Annotated in this window: 22 protein-coding genes; 12 read left to right on the top strand and 10 right to left on the bottom strand. The window is 70.7% G+C overall.

Annotated features, from left to right (window positions below):
• Window positions 1–64 precede the first annotated feature (64 nt).
• Window positions 65–904, bottom strand: coding sequence for a non-homologous end-joining DNA ligase (gene ligD, locus Q1V88_RS04600; protein WP_300678503.1), 840 nt, complete (start codon window positions 902–904; stop codon window positions 65–67).
• Between the two features lie 38 nt (window positions 905–942).
• Between ligD and Q1V88_RS04605 the strand changes: the two genes are divergently transcribed.
• Both Q1V88_RS04605 and Q1V88_RS04610 read left to right on the top strand, forming a co-directional pair.
• Entirely contained in the window at window positions 943–1,743 is an 801-nt protein-coding gene (locus Q1V88_RS04605; RefSeq protein WP_300678505.1) for a Ku protein, read from the top strand.
• A 26-nt stretch (window positions 1,744–1,769) separates the two neighbouring features.
• Complete coding sequence (locus Q1V88_RS04610) at window positions 1,770–2,240, top strand: DUF2505 domain-containing protein (RefSeq protein WP_300678507.1); 471 nt, start codon at window positions 1,770–1,772, stop codon at window positions 2,238–2,240.
• Here the strand turns inward: Q1V88_RS04610 and Q1V88_RS04615 are convergent.
• The 3 genes from Q1V88_RS04615 to Q1V88_RS04625 are packed head-to-tail and all read right to left on the bottom strand — an operon-like array spanning window position 2,185 to window position 4,215.
• Window positions 2,185–2,427 (bottom strand): hypothetical protein, encoded by a 243-nt coding sequence (locus tag Q1V88_RS04615; protein ID WP_300678509.1) that lies wholly within the window; start codon window positions 2,425–2,427, stop codon window positions 2,185–2,187. The genes Q1V88_RS04610 and Q1V88_RS04615 overlap by 56 nt on opposite strands.
• A gap of 4 nt (window positions 2,428–2,431) precedes the next feature.
• Window positions 2,432–2,758: a hypothetical protein gene (locus Q1V88_RS04620; RefSeq protein ID WP_300678511.1), complete on the bottom strand. Its 327-nt coding sequence runs from the start codon at window positions 2,756–2,758 to the stop codon at window positions 2,432–2,434.
• Window positions 2,755–4,215 (bottom strand): wax ester/triacylglycerol synthase family O-acyltransferase, encoded by a 1,461-nt coding sequence (locus tag Q1V88_RS04625; protein WP_300678514.1) that lies wholly within the window; start codon window positions 4,213–4,215, stop codon window positions 2,755–2,757. Before Q1V88_RS04625 ends, Q1V88_RS04620 begins: the two co-directional genes overlap by 4 nt.
• Window positions 4,216–4,302: 87 nt before the next feature.
• Between Q1V88_RS04625 and Q1V88_RS04630 the strand changes: the two genes are divergently transcribed.
• Together Q1V88_RS04630 and Q1V88_RS04635 are read left to right on the top strand one after the other, a co-directional pair.
• Window positions 4,303–4,650, top strand: coding sequence for a hypothetical protein (locus Q1V88_RS04630; RefSeq protein ID WP_300678517.1), 348 nt, complete (start codon window positions 4,303–4,305; stop codon window positions 4,648–4,650).
• Window positions 4,647–6,032, top strand: a complete 1,386-nt coding sequence (locus Q1V88_RS04635; protein WP_300678519.1) for a hypothetical protein — start codon at window positions 4,647–4,649, stop codon at window positions 6,030–6,032. Before Q1V88_RS04630 ends, Q1V88_RS04635 begins: the two co-directional genes overlap by 4 nt.
• On the opposite strand, the gene Q1V88_RS04640 is transcribed toward Q1V88_RS04635, so the two are convergent.
• Window positions 5,995–7,248, bottom strand: a complete 1,254-nt coding sequence (locus tag Q1V88_RS04640; RefSeq protein WP_300678520.1) for a hypothetical protein — start codon at window positions 7,246–7,248, stop codon at window positions 5,995–5,997. The two genes, Q1V88_RS04635 and Q1V88_RS04640, sit on opposite strands and share 38 nt — an antisense overlap.
• Window positions 7,248–7,811: a hypothetical protein gene (locus Q1V88_RS04645; protein WP_300678522.1), complete on the bottom strand. Its 564-nt coding sequence runs from the start codon at window positions 7,809–7,811 to the stop codon at window positions 7,248–7,250. The genes Q1V88_RS04640 and Q1V88_RS04645 overlap by 1 nt, the downstream gene beginning before the upstream one ends.
• 194 nt (window positions 7,812–8,005) lie before the next feature.
• Here Q1V88_RS04645 and Q1V88_RS04650 point away from each other — a divergent pair, with 194 nt between their 5' ends.
• Complete coding sequence (locus Q1V88_RS04650; protein WP_300678524.1) at window positions 8,006–8,248, top strand: helix-turn-helix domain-containing protein; 243 nt, start codon at window positions 8,006–8,008, stop codon at window positions 8,246–8,248.
• Between the two features lie 15 nt (window positions 8,249–8,263).
• On the opposite strand, the gene Q1V88_RS04655 is transcribed toward Q1V88_RS04650, so the two are convergent.
• Genes Q1V88_RS04655 through sigE form a run of 3 tightly spaced genes read right to left on the bottom strand, consistent with a single transcriptional unit; the run spans window position 8,264 to window position 10,537 of the window.
• Window positions 8,264–9,460 (bottom strand): trypsin-like peptidase domain-containing protein, encoded by a 1,197-nt coding sequence (locus Q1V88_RS04655; protein WP_300678527.1) that lies wholly within the window; start codon window positions 9,458–9,460, stop codon window positions 8,264–8,266.
• A gap of 52 nt (window positions 9,461–9,512) precedes the next feature.
• Window positions 9,513–9,950 carry a hypothetical protein gene (locus Q1V88_RS04660; protein ID WP_300678530.1) on the bottom strand — a complete coding sequence of 146 codons (438 nt, stop codon included), beginning with the start codon at window positions 9,948–9,950 and terminating at the stop codon, window positions 9,513–9,515.
• Window positions 9,947–10,537 (bottom strand): RNA polymerase sigma factor SigE, encoded by a 591-nt coding sequence (gene sigE / locus Q1V88_RS04665; protein WP_300678533.1) that lies wholly within the window; start codon window positions 10,535–10,537, stop codon window positions 9,947–9,949. The genes Q1V88_RS04660 and sigE overlap by 4 nt, the downstream gene beginning before the upstream one ends.
• 143 nt (window positions 10,538–10,680) lie before the next feature.
• On the opposite strand from sigE, the gene Q1V88_RS04670 reads away from it, so the two are divergent.
• The 7 genes from Q1V88_RS04670 to Q1V88_RS04700 all read left to right on the top strand — a co-directional run bounded on the left by Q1V88_RS04670 (window position 10,681) and on the right by Q1V88_RS04700 (window position 15,861).
• Window positions 10,681–11,328 (top strand): O-methyltransferase, encoded by a 648-nt coding sequence (locus Q1V88_RS04670; protein ID WP_300678536.1) that lies wholly within the window; start codon window positions 10,681–10,683, stop codon window positions 11,326–11,328.
• A gap of 8 nt (window positions 11,329–11,336) precedes the next feature.
• Window positions 11,337–12,413: a succinyl-diaminopimelate desuccinylase gene (gene dapE, locus Q1V88_RS04675; protein WP_300678538.1), complete on the top strand. Its 1,077-nt coding sequence runs from the start codon at window positions 11,337–11,339 to the stop codon at window positions 12,411–12,413.
• Entirely contained in the window at window positions 12,413–13,141 is a 729-nt protein-coding gene (locus tag Q1V88_RS04680; protein WP_300678540.1) for a TIGR00730 family Rossman fold protein, read from the top strand. The genes dapE and Q1V88_RS04680 overlap by 1 nt, the downstream gene beginning before the upstream one ends.
• A gap of 5 nt (window positions 13,142–13,146) precedes the next feature.
• Window positions 13,147–13,557 carry a DivIVA domain-containing protein gene (locus Q1V88_RS04685; protein WP_300678543.1) on the top strand — a complete coding sequence of 137 codons (411 nt, stop codon included), beginning with the start codon at window positions 13,147–13,149 and terminating at the stop codon, window positions 13,555–13,557.
• A 13-nt stretch (window positions 13,558–13,570) separates the two neighbouring features.
• A complete protein-coding gene (locus tag Q1V88_RS04690) occupies window positions 13,571–13,990 on the top strand; it encodes a hypothetical protein (RefSeq protein WP_300678546.1) in 420 nt (139 codons plus the stop codon).
• 193 nt (window positions 13,991–14,183) lie between these two features.
• On the top strand, window positions 14,184–14,351 hold the full coding sequence (locus Q1V88_RS04695) for a DUF3117 domain-containing protein (protein WP_300678547.1): 168 nt from the start codon (window positions 14,184–14,186) through the stop codon (window positions 14,349–14,351).
• The gene (locus Q1V88_RS04700; protein ID WP_300678550.1) at window positions 14,344–15,861 is read left to right on the top strand and encodes a M17 family metallopeptidase; all 1,518 of its coding nucleotides are present in this window, start codon (window positions 14,344–14,346) and stop codon (window positions 15,859–15,861) included. Before Q1V88_RS04695 ends, Q1V88_RS04700 begins: the two co-directional genes overlap by 8 nt.
• Before the next feature lie 71 nt (window positions 15,862–15,932).
• Here the strand turns inward: Q1V88_RS04700 and ileS are convergent, their stop codons facing one another.
• Complete coding sequence (gene ileS, locus Q1V88_RS04705; protein WP_300678552.1) at window positions 15,933–19,196, bottom strand: isoleucine--tRNA ligase; 3,264 nt, start codon at window positions 19,194–19,196, stop codon at window positions 15,933–15,935.
• Window positions 19,197–19,292 lie beyond the last annotated feature (96 nt).

Raw genomic sequence — 19,292 nt, forward strand, 5'->3', positions numbered from 1 at the left:
TGACGTTCCCGCGTCCACCGCGCTCCAGCACCCCTCGCAGGAGAACAGCGCAGGTCAGCGCAGGTCAGGGCACCTCCGGTGCCTGGTCGAGCCGACGCAGGGCCTCGGCCAGGGAGACCTGCTCGATCGCGAGCGGGTCCTCGGCCCCGGCCTCGACCTCGTCCCAGGTCAGCGGCATCGCCACCATCGGACGATCCCGACCGCGCAGCGACCACGGTGTCACCGTGGTCTTGGAGGCGTTGTTCTGCGACCAGTCGAAGAAGACCTTCCCGCTGCGACGCTGCTTGGCCATCGAGGTGACCACCAAAGCCGGCAGCGCTGCGGTGATCTGCTCGGCGATCTGGCGGGCCACCCCGGACGGATCCGGCACCGGGGTCGGCAGCGGAACGTAGAGGTGCATCCCCTTGCTGCCGCTGGCGACCGGGTACGCCTCCAGACCCAGGCCGCCGACCAGCGTCCGGACCGCCAGTGCGACCTGGGCACACTCGGGCAGCCCGGCCGGCTCCCCCGGGTCCAGGTCCACGACCAGTCGGTCGGCGGCGTCCGGCGTACCGTCGGCGGCGACCCGCCACTGGTGGGAGTGGAGCTCCAGCGCGGCGCTGTTCGCCATCCAGGTCAGCCCGGCGACGTCGTCGATCAGGGGGAACCGGGTCCGGCCGACCTGCACGGTGCGCAGCCACGAGGGAGCGTGCGAGGGCACGTTCTTCTCGAAGAAGCTCTGCCCACTGACCCCGTCGGGCCACCGCACCCGGGTCACGGCGCGCTCGCGCAGCTGCGGCAGGATCCGCGGCGCCACCCGGGCGTAGTAGTCGAGCACCTCGGCCTTGGTCGTGCCCGTACGCGGGTACAGCACCTTGTCCAGGTTGCTCAGCGTGAGCACCCGACCGCCGACATCGACACGCATGGGTCCCATCCTGACGCCCCAGACGGCATGATGGAGCAATGCGAGCGATCTGGAAGGGCGCCGTCTCGTTCGGTCTGGTCAACGTGCCGGTCCGGCTCTACTCGGCGACGGAGTCCCACGACCTCTCCTTCCGGCAGGTCCATGCCGCCGACGGAGGTCGGATCAAGTACCAGCGGACCTGCTCCCTGGACGGCGAGGAGGTGGCCTACTCCGAGATCGCCAAGGGGTACGAGACCGAGGACGGCGAGATGGTCATCCTGACCGACTCGGACATGGCCTCGCTGCCCTCGACGTCGAGCCGCGAGATCGCCGTGCAGCGGTTCGTGCCGCGCGAGCAGATCGACCCGCTGATGTTCGAGAAGTCCTACTACCTCGAGCCTGACACCACCGCGGTCAAGCCCTACCGGCTGCTGCGCGAGGCGCTGCGCGACACCGACCGGGTCGCCGTCGTGACCGTCGCCCTGCGCCAGCGCACCACCATCGCCCTCCTGCGCGTGTACGACGACGTGATCGCGCTCCAGACCCTGATGTGGCCCGACGAGATCCGGACCCCGTCCTTCGCCCTGCTGAGCGACGCCGAGGGCGAGGTCAGCGACGCCGAGGTGCAGATGGCCCACCTGCTGGTCGAGACGCTCTCGGGCGACTTCGAGCCCAGCGAGTTCGAGGACGACTACGCCACCGCCGTGCACGACCTGGTGCAGCGCAAGATCGAGGGCGGCGAGATCACCAGGCCCGAGGTCACCACCGAGCCCACCGCACAGGTCGTCGACCTGCTCGCGGCGCTGCAGAAGTCCGTCGCCGACGCCAAGGCCCATCGGGGAGAGGCAGCCACGGGCTGAGCCGAGCGACCCGGCATGATGGGGCTATGACGACGTCGCTCACGCACTCGTGGACCTACCCCGCCCCGCTCGCCGACGTACGGGCGATGCTGCTCGACCCGGCGTTCCGCATCCAGGTGTGCGAGGCCCAGCACGCCGTCACGAGCACCGTCGACATCAGCGGAGACCTGGTCAAGGTCGAGTACGCCCAGGCCACCGACAAGGTGCCCTCCTTCGCCCGCAAGCTGGTCGGCGAGAGCCTGACCATCGTGCAGCGTGAGCAGTGGAGCCCGACCAACGCGACCGTCGAGATCACGGTGCCGGGCAAGCCGGGCGGTGCGACCGGGACCTTCACCCTGACCGAGTCCGACGGCACCACCACTCAGCGGGTGATGCTGGAGATCTCCGCCAAGGTGCCGCTGGTGGGCGGCAAGGTCGAGGCGATGATCCGCGAGCTGCTGCTCAAGGCCTTGGCGAAGGAGTCCCAGGCTGGTCAGGAGTGGCTCCAGAGCCACTGACCTCGGCGGCGTCGGCCTGCTCCCCCGTGGCGCGCTCGGCAGCGGACTCGGCAGCCTGGTCCTGACGCCGCCGGACCGCGATCACCACGAACAGGATCAGGAACGGGCCGAACGCCAGCCCCAGCGTGAGGCCCTTCTCCATCGGATGCAGGGCGCCGAGGTGCCAGAGGACGAGCTGCGCGATCACGCCCTCAGAGTAGGTCCGGGATCTCCGGAATCGCGAACCAGCCCAGGTCCTCGTCGGGATCGGCGTCGGCACCGCGGTCGCTGACGTCGGCGTGGACCGCGGCCCAACTCGTCACCGGGTAGGGCGAGAGCGCACCGTCCAGGACCAGCACCACCCGTCGACCGCCGCGGCCACCGAGCGCTGCCGAGGCATCGGCGGCGCTCATCAGGGCGGCGTACTCGCCCTCCTCGGTGTCGTCGGGCGCCTCGAAGGCGTCCTCGGTCGCGGCGACCTCGCCGGCGGCGTGCCACTGGGCGAGCAGCTCGAGGGTGGCGGGAAGGTAGAGCCTCACGAATCGCTGCCTGTCTGTGTCGAGGGGGTGTCGCTGGTGGTGCCCGGTGCGCGGCCGCGCGGCGCCCGCTGCCGCGTCCCCGAGGCACTGTCGACCAGCTCGTCGATGGCCTCGACGAAGCACTGCCGCAGCGTCTCGGTGTCGGGGATCAGGTCACGGTCGGTGTTGATCCCGAGATACACAGTGCCGTCGTACGACGTCACCCCGATGGTCAGCGCATGGCCCGGTGTCAGCGGCGGCACCGGATAGGTCGCCACCATACGGGCACTGGCGGCGTACAGCGGTGTCTGCGGGCCCGGCACGTTGGTCACGACCAGGTGGTAGGAGTCGTCGGGGCGGGCCGCAGCGGCCCGGTTGCCGACCGCGTGGAAGGTGGTCGGCGCGAAGCCGGTGATCCCGGCCAGCCGGGAGGCGGGCACCCCGCGACCTGCCTCCTGGTGGGACTCGAAGGACCACGACACCTGGTGCAGCCGCACCACCGGGCTGGCCTCGCCCACCGGCAGGTCGACGACGTGGACGGCGATCTGGGAGCCGAGCGAGGTGGCCTCCTCGTTCTCGTCGATCACCGCGACCGGCACCACGGCACGGAGCTGGCGCAGACCGCCGACGGACTCGGTCCGGCTCATCAGCCACGAGCGCAGTGCTCCGGCGATCACGGCCAGGATGACGTCGTTGACGGTGCCGCCGTGGACGGACCGGACCCGACGTAGGTCGGCCAGCGGGGTGTCGACGCCGACGAAGCGACGCTGCTGGGAGAGCCGGCCGGTCAGCGGCGTGATGCGCTCCTGGCCGCGGCTGAGCCGGGCGGCCCGGTTGACGGCGCGGGCCAGCACCAGGCCCCGGGAGCTGACCGTCTCCAGCACCATGTGCGGGTCGGTGAGGGCGTCGTGGGCGACGCCGAGCAGCATCCGCATCGCGGTCGGGCGGGCGCTGGGTGGGGCGTGGCCGACGTCCTCGCCGAGCAGGTCGACGTCGGGCTTGAGGTCGAGCAGGAGGTGACCCAGGTCGATCGTCTCGACACCGTCGACGAGCGCCTGGTGGGACTTGGTCAGGATCGCGAACCGTCCGCTCTCACCGCCGTCGACGCCCTCGATCAGGTACATCTCCCACAGCGGCCGCTGCCGGTCCAGGGGCCGGGCGACGATCCGCCCGACCAGGTCCTCGAGCTCCTCGGCCGAGCCCGGACGCGGCAGAGCCGAGAGCCGGACGTGGTAGCTGATGTCGAAGGCGGGGTCGTCCACCCAGACCGGGTTGGCCACCCCGCCGGGCATGAACCGGAGCTTCTGCCGGTAGCGCGGCACGAACGAGAGCCGATCCTCGACGAGCGCGACGAGGTCGTCGTACCGGAATCCCTCGGGTCCGGGCTCGAAGATCTCGACCGTGGCGTTGTGCCGCGGGGCTGACGGGCGCTCCTCGACGAGGAAGGTCAGATCCCGAGGCGTGAGGCGGTCCCCCATGTGCGCGACCTCCAACTCTCTGGGGGCTCTTGGTCCCCTCTCAGACTCACATGCGATTCTGACAGAGTGTTGCGACGGATCGTTGTCATGCTCGCGGCGCTGACCGCGCTGTTCAGCCTGTCCGCCTGCGGAGGCTCCTCCGACGGTGGCGGGACGGCCGCCACCGACGCGGTCAAGAAGATCACTATCAACGTCGAGGGGAACTCAATCACCCCGAACGGGGACCGTGTCAGTGTGAAGATCGGTCAACCCATCCAGTTCGTCGTCACCTCGGACTCCGAGGGCGAGATCCACGTCCACTCCGACCCCGAGAAGGAGCTGACCTACAACAAGGGGACCACCATCCTCGAGGTCGGCAGCTTCGACCGGGCCGGTGTGATCGAAGTGGAGTCGCACAGCCTGAACAAGACCATCGTCCAGCTCCAGGTCCAGTGAGCTCGGCGCTCGCGGCGGCCGTGATCACGGCCGTCCCCGGCGGCATGGCCGCGCACGGCATCGGTGGTGCGCGCGACCTCCCGATCCCGCGGGAGCTCGCGATCGCCGGTGCGGTCGCGGCCCTGGTGCTCTCCTTCTCGGTGCTGGCGCTGGCCTGGCGCACTCCGCGGTACGACGGCCCGGCGAACGCCGCTCGCGGCCGGCCCGCCCCGCTGCTGCTCTCGGCCGTCGTCGCCTCGACGACGTGGAAGGTGCTGTGGCGGGTCGTCGGCTTCGCGATCTTCGCCTACACGGTGATGGTCGCGGTCTTCGGCAAGGACCTGCTGACCAACCCGTTCTTCGGCATCTACTACATCTGGTGGTGGGTGGGCCTGGTCCCGCTCTCCCTCTTCTTCGGTCCGGTCTGGAAGGCGATCAGCCCGGTCCGCACGATCAACGCCGGCCTGTCCAAGCTCACCGGCAACGACCCCGAGCACGGCCTGTACCGCTACCCCGAGTGGCTCGGTCACTGGCCCGCCGCGCTCGGGCTGTTCGCGTTCGTCTGGATGGAGCTGGTCTACCCCAACTCCACCGAGCTCGGCCCGGTCCGGCTGTGGTGTGCGGTCTACGTTGCGGTGATGCTGGTCGGCGGCGCCTTGTGGGGCAACGTCTTCTACGCCCGCGCCGACCCGTTCGAGGTGTACAGCTCCCTGGTCGCGAAGCTGTCGATCTGGGGTCGCCACGACGGTCGGCTCTGGCTCCGCTCGCCGCTGGCGAACCTCGCCACGGTGGTGCCGCGTCCGGGCCTGGTGGCGGTGGCGGCGGTGCTCTTCGGGTCGACCGGGTTCGACTCGTTCAAGGACTCGCCGACCTGGGTGAAGTTCTTCCAGAGCAACGACTTCATCAACGCCCACAGCTGGGCGCCGACGCTGGTGAACTTCGCCGGCCTGCTCGGCATGTGTGTGCTGGTCGGCCTGATCTTCGTCGGCGCGACGATGGCGACCGGGGTCGGCCCGGAGCGCTCACGACGCTCGCTGCCGGCGACGTTCGCGCACTCGATCCTGCCGATCATCGTGGCGTACGTCGTCGCGCACTACCTCACCTACCTGCTCGAGGGCGGCAAGGCGACCCTGATCAAGGTCAGCGACCCGTTCTCCGACGGATCGAACTGGTTCGGCACCGGCGACTGGTCGGTGAGCTACTGGTTCGCCTACCACCCGACGCTGCTGGCGGTGATCAAGGTCTCCGCGGTCGTGATCGGCCACGTGCTCGGCGTGATCGCCGCGCACGACCGCTCGATCGCGGTGCTGCCCAAACGCCACCAGCTCACCGGTCAGCTGCCACTGCTCTTCGCGATGGTCGCCTTCACCGCCGGTGGCTTGTACCTGCTGTTCTCCTCCTGAGCCCCGGCATCAGGGCGACGGCGCCCGCCCTCCTCGGCCTCACCGCCGGGGTCAGGGCGGGCGTCTGTGCGTGGCCCAGGCCCAGCAGCGCGTGGGTCAGCGCCGAGCTGCCCACGACCTGGACCACGGAGCGTTGCGCAAGCAGCGCCCGGTCCGCGGCGGCGGTGTCCTCAGGCAGCAGGTGCACCGACGTCGGGGCACCGACCTGACGCAGCACCCCCTCGACCTCCTCGCGCGTGCCGAGCGAGTCCCGCCACCGATTGAGCGCCACCCGTACGCCGCTCACGCCGTGCTCCTCCAGGTCGGCCAGCGACCGGCAGGCTCGGCCCAGACCGACCGGGTCGGGCAGCCCGACGAGGACCACCTCGTCGGCGAGGTCGAGCACCTCGCTCCGAGTGTCGGTGCCGACGTCGACCACCACCCAGCCCCACCCCGAGGCGGCCTCGACCAGGGTGCTCAGCGCCCCCTCGGGCACCTCACGCCAGCGGTCGGGACGTGGCACCCCGGTGAGCACCTGCCAGCCGGGCGCCACCGTCCGGGCCGCGTTCTGCCAGCCCTCGGCGATCCGGCCCGAGGCCGCCAGCCGTCCCACCGCGAGCAGCCCGGAGACCTCGTCGAGGACGCCGAGCTGCTGTCCGAGTGAGCCGCCGAGCGGGTCGGCGTCGATCAGGGTGACGCGCTCCCCCGCGGCGGCCAGCGTGGCGGCCGTGGCCAGCGCGACGGTGGAGGCGCCGGGCGCCCCGCGGGCGCCGCACACCGCCAGCACCCGGCACGTGCTCTCCTGCGCTGAGGACTCTGCGGTCGGCGGGAGGGTTTCGGGGGCCTCCTCACCGGGAGCGCGGTGATCGCGCTCATCCTGGCGGGCTGTCGGGCCGTGCGCGAGCAGGTCGGGCAGCCTCCCCAGCGCACCGTCGTCGAGCACCAGCCCGATCCCGATCCGCTGGGCGCGGACCTGGGCCGCCTCCGACGGTCCGGCCGCGACGGCCACCACCAGCACCCCCGCCCTGCCCAGCTGGGCGACGGCGTCGGTGTCCAGGCCCGGCGCGTCGAGGCTGACCAGCGCGCCGTCGGCCTGGCCCAGGGTCACCGAGGCGAGCAGGTCGTCGACGTCGACGCACCGGCGCAGCACGACGGTGCGGGCCTCGCCCTCGAGCAGTGCCAGCGCCTCGGACTCCCAGCCCGCTCCGGCCGCGAGCACCAGGATGCCCCGACGCATCACTGCCGCCGTACGACGGTCACGGTGGGCTGGTCGGCGGCACCGAGGGCTGCGAAGAACGCCTGCGCGTCCTCGTCGGGGACCGCGACGACGAGCTGTCGCTTTCCGGTGGAGACCATCGCCGAGTCGGCCGCCGAAGCCTCCACGACGCTGGCCGCCGCCAGCGCCGGCTCGGCCGCGGCCCCGAGCCGGGCACCGCGCTCGAGCACGTAGACGTCGACCACGCCACCGGGGCCGACCGAGGGCGGGACCTGGTCGGGGTCGACGGAGATCGGCACCTGCACCAGTCCGGTCGCGGTGGCGGGGCTCAGTGCCGAGCGTGGCACCAGCTCCCCGGCCCGGACCGGCTGGGCGAAGACCAGCCCGTCACCCAGGTCGCTGCCCGGCCCGATCAGGGTCGCCGCGACCCGGTCGGAGACCGCCACCTCGGTGCTGTCGAGGTCGACGTCGGCCAGCGCGGTGCCGGCCGCGATGTCGCCCGAGGCGACCGAGACCAGCACCCGATCGTCGCTGTCGGCCAGCAGCCGTGCACCGAGGATCACCGAGACGGCCACGACCGCCACTCCCACCCAGAGTCGGGGGTCACGCCAGCCGGCGCGTGACGCGCGAGTCGCCAGGGGAGCTCCAGGCGTCGCGACAAGCCCGAGATTTCTCGTCACGCCGACATCATGAACGCCGATCCGCTGCCTGTCAGCGAGTTCGGGTTTTTCCACAGGCCCACGCCGGGAGGTTGGCTCGAAGTGGTTACATGGTCCCCATGCCAGGGACTCCCCGCTTCCTGACCCTCGCCGACGTCGCGGAGGTCCTCAACACCTCCAGCGCCCAGGTCTACGCCCTGGTGCGGCGCGGCGAGCTGCCGGCGATCAAGCTCGGCGGCCGCGGCCAGTGGCGGGTCGAGGCGACCAAGCTGGAGGAGTTCATCCAGGGGCTCTACACCGAGACCCGGGAGTTCGTCGACACCCACCCGTTCGCCGAGGCCGACGCCGACGCTGCGGAGTGACCTGGCGGCTTTCCGCTAGTCGGACTGGCCGGCCAGGGTCACCTTGAGCACCTTGTCCTTGCCCGCGCTGTTGACCCGCACCTCGACGGTCTGGCCGGGCAGGTGGGTGCGGATCGCCACGATCAGGCCGACCCCGTCACGCACCACCTGGTCGCCGACCTTGGTGATCAGATCGCCCTTGGCCAGGCCCGCCTTCGCCGCGGGTGAGCCCGGCTCGACCGAGATCACCTCCGCGCCGTCGCCGGTCGGGTCGTCGCCGACGGTGCTCACCTTGGCGCCGATGATCGGGTACGTCGCCTTGCCGCTGCTGATCAGCTGCTGGGCGGTGACCTTCACCTGCTCGATCGGGATCGCGAAGCCGACACCGATGCTGCCCGACTCGGTCGAGCCGCTGCCCCCGGCGGTCGCGATCGCGCTGTTGACGCCGACCACCTGGCCGAGCAGGTTGACCAGCGGACCGCCGGAGTTGCCCGGGTTGATCGCGGCGTCGGTCTGGATCGCGTTGATGTAGCTGAGGTCGTCGGCGGAGTCGCCCGTCGAGACGGGTCGGTTGAGGGCGCTGACGATGCCGCTGGTGACCGTCGAGGAGAGCCCGAGCGGTGAGCCGATCGCAACCACCTGCTCTCCCACCCGCAGCGCCTCGGACGCTCCGAGGGAGGCAGCCTTGAGCCCCTTGGCCTTCGGCGCGTCCAGGACGGCGAGGTCGTAGACGGTGGAGCGGCCCAGGATCGTCGCCTTGACCTTGGTGCCCTCGCCGTCGATCACGTAGACGGGGCCCTTGTCCTTGGCCGCAGCGGCCACGACGTGGTTGTTGGTGATGATGTGCCCGGCGGTGTCGAAGACGAAGCCCGAGCCGGTCGCACCGGCATCCTGGCCGCCGTACTCGGCGACGATCTGGACGGTGGAGGGCAGCAGCGTCTGGGCGACGGTGACCACCGAGGCGTCAGCCGGGTCGATCGGCGCCTGTTGCACGATCGTGGAGCCGCCGTCGTACGACGTCGTGGCCGAGCTCGAGTCGTCGGAGCCGTAGTGGTCCCACAACGCCGCTCCCCCGACACCGCCGACGGCACCGCAGAGCAGGCCGAGCACCGCGACGACGGGCCACACCCAGCCGCTGGGCCGAGCCCGGGGTGCGGGCACCGGGGCGACGGGTCCGGTCGGCGCGGCGGGCGGCAGGGGCTGGCCCCAGGGATCGGACGTCGGCTCGGTCACCCCGCCATTCTGGCCCCTGAGCGGGGCCAGCGGGGGCAGACGCGCTCAGCCTCTACGGCTTGCGGACGTCGACGACCGGCGAGGAGACCGACGAGGCGATCCCGCTGACGGTGGTCGGGGCGATCGTGGGGGCGCTGGCCGGGGCCGCGCCGAGGGCGAGGACGCCCATCACCGCAGCGCCGACGGCACTGCCGCCGATCGCGGCGAGCGCGACGTTGCGACGGTGGTGCTCGGCCCCGAAGAAGGCGCCCGGCTCGCAGCCGCCGGCACCGAGCAGGGAGCCCTTGAGGCCGTCGGAGGCCGCGGCCGGGTCGTAGGTCAGGCCGGCGAGGCGGCGCTTGATCCAGTTCTCCCGCTCGATCAGGTCGTTGCAGGACTGGCAGGTGGCGACGTGGGACCAGGCCCGGTCCGAGTCAGCCTCGGAGAGCTGGCCGTCGAGCAGCGCACTGGCGCGGTCACCGAGGTGACCGCCCACCTGCCACATGCTCACGACTTCGACCCCCAGCTGAGCACCTTGGGCCCGGAGTAGCGCAGGCGACCGGCCTTGGGCGCCCGGTGCGCGAGCGCCTCGCGCAGCATCGAGCGGCCCCGGTGGATCCGGGAGCGGACGGTGCCGAGCTTGGCACCGAGGATCTGGGCGATCTCTTCGTAGGAGAGGCCCTCGACGTCACAGAGCACGACCGCGGCACGGAAGTCCGGCGGTAGCGCCTGCAGAGCGGCCTCGATGTCGTCGTCGAAGCGCTGGTCGGTGAAGGCCAGGTCCGGGGTCGGCTGCGCCGAGGCGAGCTTGTCGGCCCGCTCGTCGGAGAGCGCGTCGAAGCGGATCCGCTGCTTACGGCGCGCCTGGTCGAGGAAGAGGTTCGTGGTGATCCGGTGCAGCCAGCCCTCGAAGGTGCCGGGCGTGTACGTGTCGAGCGAGCGGAAGACGCGGACGAAGACCTCCTGGGTCAGGTCCTCGGCGTCGGGCCGGTTCCCGGTGAGCCGGTAGGCCAGCCGGAAGACGCGGTCTGAGTGCTGCTCGACGACCTCGTCCCAGGTGGGGACGCCGGCCAGCGCATCACTCTCCAAGAGAGACATGTCTCTGCTCCTTCTCCCCCGACCGATCGGTCCGGGGATCCTCACACTACGAACCTCATCTGAAGGCTCTCTGAGAGTTGTCAACGAGCCTGCACGGGGTTTCGTTCCCGACGCTACCCGGCGCTCACGTTAGGTTGGGAACCGTGAGCGACCCGATCAGTGCTGCCAGCTGGATCTATGCCGACGAATTCGTGCCCGAGGACGAGATCCTCGTCGCCGCCCGGGAGCGGGCCGCGAACGCCGGGATCACACCGGTCAACCCCGGCGTCGGCAGCGCCCTGCGCTTCCTCGCCTCCGTCCTCGACGCCCGCGCCGTGATCGAGGTCGGCACCGGCACCGGCGTCTCGGGCCTGTGGCTGCTGCGCGGGATGCGCTCGGACGGCGTGCTCACCTCGATCGACATCGAGGCCGAGCACCAGCGCTTCGCCCGCCAGACCTTCACCGCGGCCGGCATCCCCACCCAGCGTGCCCGCACGATCAGCGGTGCCGCCCTCGACGTGCTCACCCGGCTCACCGACGGCCACTACGACCTGATGTTCGTCGACGCCGACATCGAGGAGTCCGAGGCCTGCCTGACCGAGGCCCTGCGGCTGCTGCGCCCCGGCGGCGTGGTGGCGTTCAACAACGCGCTGCGGTCGGGCAAGGTCCCCGACCCCTCGCAGCGTGACGCCGAGACGATGGCGGTGCGTGACCTCGGTCGCACCATCGCCGCCCACGACAGCCTGGTGCCGCTGCTGCTGCCGATCGGCGACGGACTGCTGCTCGCCAAGCGCGAGTGGCAGGCTGATTGACTAGGGGCATGACCTCGACTGCCGCTCCCCTCGACCTGACCACCGATGTCGTCACGCTGACGCGTCAGCTGGTCGACATCGAGTCGGTGAGCCGCAACGAGGGGCCGATCGCCGACGCCGTCGAGGCGGCACTGCGGGCCCTGGGCCACCTCCGGGTGGAGCGGTTCGGCAACACCGTGGTGGCCCGCACCGAGCTGGGTCGCGCCGAGCGCGTGATCCTGGCCGGCCACCTCGACACGGTGCCGGTCAACGGCAACCTCCCCTCGCGCCTGGACGGCGAGATCCTGCACGGCCTGGGCACCTGCGACATGAAGGGCGGCGACGCCGTCATCCTGCGGCTGGCCGCCACCCTGACCGAGCCGAGCCGCGACCTCACCTTCGTGCTCTACGACTGCGAGGAGATCGAGGCCAGCCTCAACGGCCTCAACCTGCTCACCCAGCAACACCCCGAGGTCCTCGCCGGCGACTTCGCGATCCTGATGGAGCCCTCCAACGCCGGGGTCGAGGCGGGCTGCCAGGGCACTCTGCGGGTCCAGGTCCGCACCACCGGCGAGCGAGCCCACTCGGCCCGCAGCTGGGTCGGCTCCAACGCCATCCACGCCGCCGCCGACATCCTCACCCGGCTCTCGGCCTACGAGGCCCGCCAGCCGGTGATCGACGGCCTGACCTACCACGAGGGACTCAACGCGGTCTTCATCTCCGGCGGGGTGGCCGGCAACGTGATCCCCGACGAGTGCGTGGTGACCGTCAACCACCGTTTCGCCCCCGACCGCTCCGAAGCCGAGGCGCTCGCCTTCGTGCGCGACTTCTTCGCGCCGTACGACGTCGTGCTGACCGACTCGGCTCCGGGCGCGCTGCCCGGTCTGGACCGGCCCGCGGCGCAGGCCTTCATCCAGGCCGTGGGTGGCGAGGTGGCACCGAAGTTCGGTTGGACCGATGTGGCACGGTTCACCACGCTGGGGATCCCGGCGGTGAACTACGGGCCGGGCGACCCGCTCCTCGCCCACAAGGCCGACGAGCACGTGCGCGTGGCCGAGATCGAGCACTGCGAGCGCGCCCTGAGCGCGTGGCTGGGAGGCAACTGATGCGCGGCACGTTCAACGGACCCCGACTCAACGAGGCCCGCCCCGGGACCACCTCCGACGAGCGCCTGCTGGCCAGCCGTGGCCCGGCCGGGTGGCACCACACCGACGCCTGGCGCGTGATGAAGATCCAGTCCGAGTTCGTCGAGGCCTTCGACCAGCTCGCCGAGCTCGGCCCGGCCGTGTCGATCTTCGGCTCGGCGCGCACCGCCCCCGAGCACCCCACCTACGAGCTCGGCGTCAAGGTCGGCAGCGCCCTGGCCCAGGCCGGCTTCGCCGTCATCACCGGCGGCGGACCGGGCTCGATGGAGGCGGTCAACAAGGGCGCCACCGAGGCCGGCGGCCAGTCCATCGGTCTGGGCATCGAGCTCCCCTTCGAGACCTCGATGAACGACTTCGTCAACCAGGGCATGGAGTTCCGCTACTTCTTCGTCCGCAAGACGATGTTCATCAAGTACTCCCAGGGCTTCGTCGTCCTGCCCGGTGGTCTGGGCACCCTCGACGAGCTCTTCGAGGCGATGACGCTGGCCCAGACCGGCAAGATCAACAGCTTCCCGATCGTCCTGATGGGCGTGTCGGCCTGGACCGGCCTGGTCGACTGGATGCGCGACACGATGCTGGTCGACGGCCGGATCAAGCAGAGCGACCTCGACATGCTGACCATCACCGACGACGTCGACGAGGCCGTCGAGCTGATGGTGCGCGCCCGCGACGCCCAGACCCAGGAGTAGCGCCGATGCTGTGGATCTTCGCCATCATCGTGGTGCTCCTGCTCGGGGCGGTCGTGGTGGTCGCCGCCGGTCACGGGGACGGCCTCGCGCCGACGTACGACGACCGGCGCGACGTGCTGCTGCCCACGACCCGCGACCTCGGGCCCGAGGATCTGCGCTCGGTCCGCTTCACGATGAGTGTGTGGGGCTACCGCACCAGCGAGGTCGACGCCCTGGTGGCGCGGCTGGAGGCGCAGCTGGCCGCCGCCCGGCAGCAGGCCCCGCAGCAGGCGGTCGAGCCCGCTCCCGAGCAGGCGATCGAGCCCCCGGTCGAGCCCACCACGGAGCCCTCGACGGAGTCCACCAGCGCCCCCGAGTCGACCGATCATCCGGTGACTGAGACGCCCGAAGTCGCCGACCGCGGCGACGACCACTAGCATCCGTCCCGTTGTGCGCGACTTCACCCTGCCCCTGAGCATCACCCTCGCCCTGAGCCTGCTGGCCGGCCTGGTGGTGCTGCTGACCCGTCTGCGGCTGCGTCGTACCCACCCCGGGCTGACGCTGCGCCTGCACACCTGGCTGGGCGGGATCGGCTTCGTGCTGTGGCTGATCTTCCTGGTCGCCTCCTCCGACTCGGACTGGACCTCGCTGGTCGGCGTGATCGGCCTGGGCTGCTGGTGGGTGGTGGCGATCACCGGCCTGTTCCTGCTGGCCCGCTGGAAGCCCAGTGCCCGTGGCAAGCGTGCCGCCGCGCTGTCCACCTCGGCCGACTCCTGGTCGACCACCCCGTGGCTCTCGATCGCCGCGCACCTGTCGCTCTTCATCGTGGTCGGCTGGTTCACGTTCGCCTACGTGACCAGCAAGATCTGACGCCGCCGAGCCGTCTCCCGACGGCCGCCGACCGGTCGCCGAGCAGCCGCTGAGCAGTCGCGTCCGGGTGTGACGAATCACGGACCTGGGTGGAACGTTGGCCCTCTGATTCGTCGATGTGGGATCATGGAGTTCCACACTCGGGGTCCTTGACCCTGCCCGACTCGTCGGGCCGCACAGGAAGAGGTCGCAGATGGCGGCGATGAAGCCACGTACCGGTGACGGCGACATGGAGGTCACCAAGGAAGGCCGGAGCTACGTCATGCGTATCCCGCTCGAGGGTGGCGGACGCCTGGTCGTCGAGCTCAACGCAGACGAGGTCGCCTCCCTCGGTGGCGCCCTCAACGCAGCCCTTGCCTGAGCTGCCGGCCCAGGTCACTCCCCCGAGCATCACGCTCGACGGACGCGATCCGCACCTCGCCGGTGCCGAGATCGTCGCTCTGCCGGTGCTGCGCGAGGACGACGCCCTCGTGCTCGGTCCGGGCTCTGCGAGCCTGGCCGACGAGATCGACCTGCTCGCCGCACTCGAGTTCGAGAAGGCCACGGGCAAGGCCGGTGAGATCGTCAGCCTCCCGGTCCCCTCGGGCACCCCGCTGAACCCCGCCCTCCGCCAGGTGCTCCTGGTCGGGGTGGGTTCGGCGAGCGTCGACGAGTTCCGCAAGGCAGGCGCCGCACTGGCCCGTGCCGTCCGCGACCGCGCCACCGTGCACACCTCGGTGCCCGCCGTGGAGCCCGAGGTCGGCCTGGAGCCGTTCGTCACCGGGGTCGTGCTGGCCTCGTTCTCGTTCGACTGGCGTGCCGACGGACCCGCGTCGACCCCGGTCGGCACCGTGGTGCTGGCCGAGCTCGACCCGGCGTACGCCGAGGCCCGCGACCGTGCCGTCACTATCGCCGAGGCGGGCTGGCAGGCGCGGTTCCTGGCGACCGTCCCGTCCAACGTGAAGTCGCCGCAGTGGCTGACCGAGCAGGCCGAGGCGACCGCTGCCGCGGCCGGTCTCCAGATCAAGGTCTGGGACGAGGAGGCGCTGACCCGCGAGGGCTTCGGCGGCATCCTCGGGGTCGGTCAGGGCTCGGCAAACCCGCCGCGGTTCGTCCGGCTGGACTACACGCCGGCGCAGTCCTCGCGCAAGACGCCCACCATCGTGCTGGTCGGCAAGGGCATCACCTTCGACTCCGGCGGCTACAACCTCAAGCCGGGCGAGTCGATGGGCACGATGAAGCGCGACATGACCGGTGCGGGCATCGTGCTGGCCACGATGGCGGCGCTGCAGTCGCTCGACGTCCCGGTCAAGGTCGTCGGCCTGCTCTGCATCGCCGAGAACCTGGTCTCCGGTGCCGCGATGCGTCCGGGCGACGTGCTGCGGCACTACCCCGGCGACGCCACCGCGCGGACCTCGGAGGTCAACAACACCGACGCCGAGGGGCGCCTGGTGCTGGCCGACGGACTGTCCTACGCCGTGCGGGAGATCAAGCCCGACGCGATCCTCGACATCGCCACCCTCACCGGTGCGGTCAAGGTCGCCCTGGGCCAGCAGCTCGGTGGTCTCTTCGCCACCTCCGACGAGTTCGCTGCCGCGATCCGCGACGCCGGTGCCGCAGCCGGCGAGCCGTGGTGGCGGCTGCCGCTCTCGGACCTGTACGAGGAGCGGATCTCGGCCACGATCGGGGACGGCGACAACTCCGCCGGCGGCCCCGGTTCGATCACGGCCGCGCTCTACCTCCAGCACTTCACCGGTGGCCTGCCCTGGGCCCACCTCGACATCGCCTCGGTGGGCGACGCTCCCGCCGATCGCGACGAGTGGACGCAGGGCCCGACCGCCTTCGGGGCGCGCACCCTGCTGACCTGGCTGGCGGCCGGCGCCGCCCACTGAGCAGCCTCACAGCCCGAGAAACGCAGCACGGCCCCTCCCGTCGGGGAGGGGCCGTGCTGCGTCGTACGGGGTCAGTGGGCCTTGGTCACCGCGACCGTGGCGCTGAGGCCGTCACCGACGGTGACGGCGGCACCCTGGGCCGTCTCGCCCACGACGTACGTCGTCGCCAGCGTCTCCCGGGCGATCAGGTCGCCGTGGGTGGTGGCCGCAGCCTGCACCTCGTCGCCACCGGCGACGACGAGCTCGATCCGGTCCGAGACGTCCAGACCGGCCTCCTTGCGGGCGTTCTGGACCGCACGGATCAGGTCGCGGGCCAGACCCTCGGCGGCGAGCTCGGGCGTCACCACGGTGTCGAGCACGACGAAGCCGCCGGCCGGGAGCATCGCGACAGCGGTCTCCTCTCCGTCGGCCGAGGCGACCGTCTCCAGGGTGTACTCCCCCTCGACCAGGGCCAGGCCACCGGCGGTCACGGTGCCGTCGGCCGCGACGGACCAGTCACCGGACTTCGAGCCCTTGATCGCCAGCTGCACGTCCTTACCCAGCCGCGGACCGGCGGCGCGGGCGTTGACCGACAGCTTCTGCGAGACGCCGTAGGAGGCGGCCTCGGGCGCGTCGGCGTCGAGCAGGGTGACCGACTTGAGGTTGAGCTCGTCGGCGACCAGCGCCTCGAAGCCACCGATGCCGGGGCCGACGATGGTCAGGCCGGCCAGCGGCAGCCGGTTGCGCAACTTGCGGGCCTTGCGCAGCGCCGAGGTGGTGGAGCAGACGTCGCGGACGGTGTCCATCGCGGCGACCAGGGCGTCGAGCTCGGCACCGCCGGGCAGGTCCTCGACCGTGGGCAGGTCGGCCAGGTGGACCGAGCGCTCGCCGGTCAGGCCGCGCCAGATCTCCTCGGTGACCAGCGGCAGCAGCGGCGCGATCGTCCGGGTGGTGACCTCCAGGACGGTGTAGAGGGTGTTGAACGCGTCGCGGTCCTCGGACCAGAACCGCTCGCGCGAACGCCGGATGTACCAGTTGGTCAGGACGTCGAGGAACTCCCCGGTCGCCTCGCAGGCCTCGGCGATCGCGTAGGAGTCCATCGCCGCGGTGTAGGTGCCGACGAACTCGCGGGTCTTGGCCAGGATGTAGCGGTCCAGGGAGTCCTCCGACGCCGTGGACCACTCGGCGTCGATGCCGGCGGCGTTGGCGTACAGGCTGAAGAAGTACCAGCTGTTCCACAGCGGGATCATCACCTGGCGCACCGAGTCACGGATGCCGGTCTCGGTGACGACGAGGTTGCCGCCGCGCAGGATCGGGCTGGCCATCAGGAACCAGCGCATCGCGTCGGCGCCGTCGCGGTCGAAGACCTCGGAGACGTCGGGGTAGTTGCGCAGGCTCTTGGACATCTTGTTGCCGTCCGAGCCCAGCACGATGCCGTGGCTGATGCAGGACTGGAACGCCGGTCGGTCGAAGAGCGCGGTGGCCAGGATGTGCAGGGTGTAGAACCAGCCGCGGGTCTGACCGATGTACTCGACGATGAAGTCGGCCGGGAAGTGGTGCTCGAACCAGTCCTTGGCCTCGAACGGGTAGTGGTTCTGGGCGAACGACATCGAGCCGGAGTCGAACCAGACGTCGAGCACGTCGGCCACGCGCCGCATCGTGGAGGCGCCGCTGGGGTCGTCGGGGTTGGGCCGGGTCAGCTCGTCGACCCACGGGCGGTGCAGGTCGCGCTCGCCGTCGGCGTTGAGCGGGAGCCGACCGAAGTCGCGCTCGATCTCCTCGAACGAGCCGTAGACGTCGATCCGCGGGAAGTCGGGGTTGTCGGACTTCCACACCGGCACCGGGGAGCCCCAGAACCGGTTGCGGGTGATCGACCAGTCGCGGGCGTTCTCCACCCACTTGCCGAACTGGCCGTCCTTGATGTGCTCCGGGGTCCAGTTGATCTGCTGGTTGAGCTCCAGCATCCGCTGCTTGACCGCGGTGACCTCGACGAACCAGGACGAGACGCCCTTGTAGATCAGGGGCTGGCGGCAGCGCCAGCAGTGCGGGTAGGAGTGCTCGTAGGACTCCTGGCGGACCAGCACGGTGCCGGGCGTGACGGATCCTGCAGCGCCGGCCTCCGTGTTGCCGGCGGTGACGGCCTTGAGGTGGGCGATGATCGGCTTGTTGGCGTCGAAGACGAGCGTGTTCTTGTACTCCGTCACCGGAGCGGTGAAACGACCGTCCTTGCCCACCGGCATCACCGCGACGATGTTCTCGCGGTCGGTGATCTCCTTGTCGACCTCACCGAAGGCGCCGGCGGTGTGCACCAGGCCGGTACCGGAGTCGGTGGTGACGGCGTCGTCGGCCGCGACCACGCGGAAGGCGTTCTCGTGGCCGAGGTAGTAGGAGAACGGCGGCGTGTAGGTCAGGCCGACCAGGTCGGCACCGGTGCCGCGCCACACCACGGGAGCCTCGTCGAGCTCGGCGAAGAGCTCCTTCTTGAACGCATCCACCCGGGCGGCGGCCAGGATGTAGCGCTCGGGCGTCCCGGTGGGCTGGGCGGACTCCACAGCGACGTACTCGATCTCGGAGCCGACCATGACTGCGAGGTTGGAGGGCAGCGTCCACGGGGTGGTCGTCCAGATCACCAGCTTGGCGCCGACCAGCTCGGCCACCGGGCCACCGGTGACGTCGTAGCCGACCGAGACGGCGGGGTCCTGCCGCATCTTGTAGACGTCGTCGTCCATCCGCAGCTCGTGGTTGGACAGCGGGGTCTCGTCGTTCCAGCAGTACGGCAGGACCCGGAAGCCCTCGTAGATCAGGCCCTTGTCGAAGAGGCTCTTGAAGGCCCACATCACCGACTCCATGAACTCGGGGTTCATGGTCTTGTAGTCGTTGTCGAAGTCGACCCAGCGGGCCTGGCGGGTGACGTAGGACTGCCAGTCGCCGGAGTATTTGAGCACCGACTCACGGCAGGCGGCGTTGAACTTGTCGATGCCCATCTCGACGATCTCGTCGGTGGTCTTGATGTTGTTCAGCCGCATCGCCTCGAGCTCGGCGGGCAGGCCGTGGGTGTCCCAGCCGAAGCGGCGCTCGACGCGCTTGCCCTTCATCGTCTGGTAGCGCGGGACGATGTCCTTGACGTAGCCGGTGAGCAGGTGACCGTAGTGCGGCAGACCGTTGGCGAACGGCGGGCCGTCGTAGAAGACGAACTCGTTGGAGCCGTTCTCACCGGGGTCGCGGGCGTCGATCGAGGCCTGGAAGGTGCTGTCGTCCTTCCAGTACGCGAGCACGCGCTCCTCGATCTGCGGGAAGCGGGGGCTGGCGGGAACGCCGTCGTGCGACGGGTCGGTGCTGACCTTGGGATAGGTCATCGGGTCTCTCCTGGTGGTCGGTCTGCTCTGCCCACCAGGACGATCCGTCAGGACCGCGGTACCACCTGGTTTGCCGACCTTCATCGACCACTCATG

The sequence above is a fragment of the Nocardioides sp. genome, assembly GCF_030150155.1.
GTDB lineage: Bacteria > Actinomycetota > Actinomycetes > Propionibacteriales > Nocardioidaceae > Nocardioides.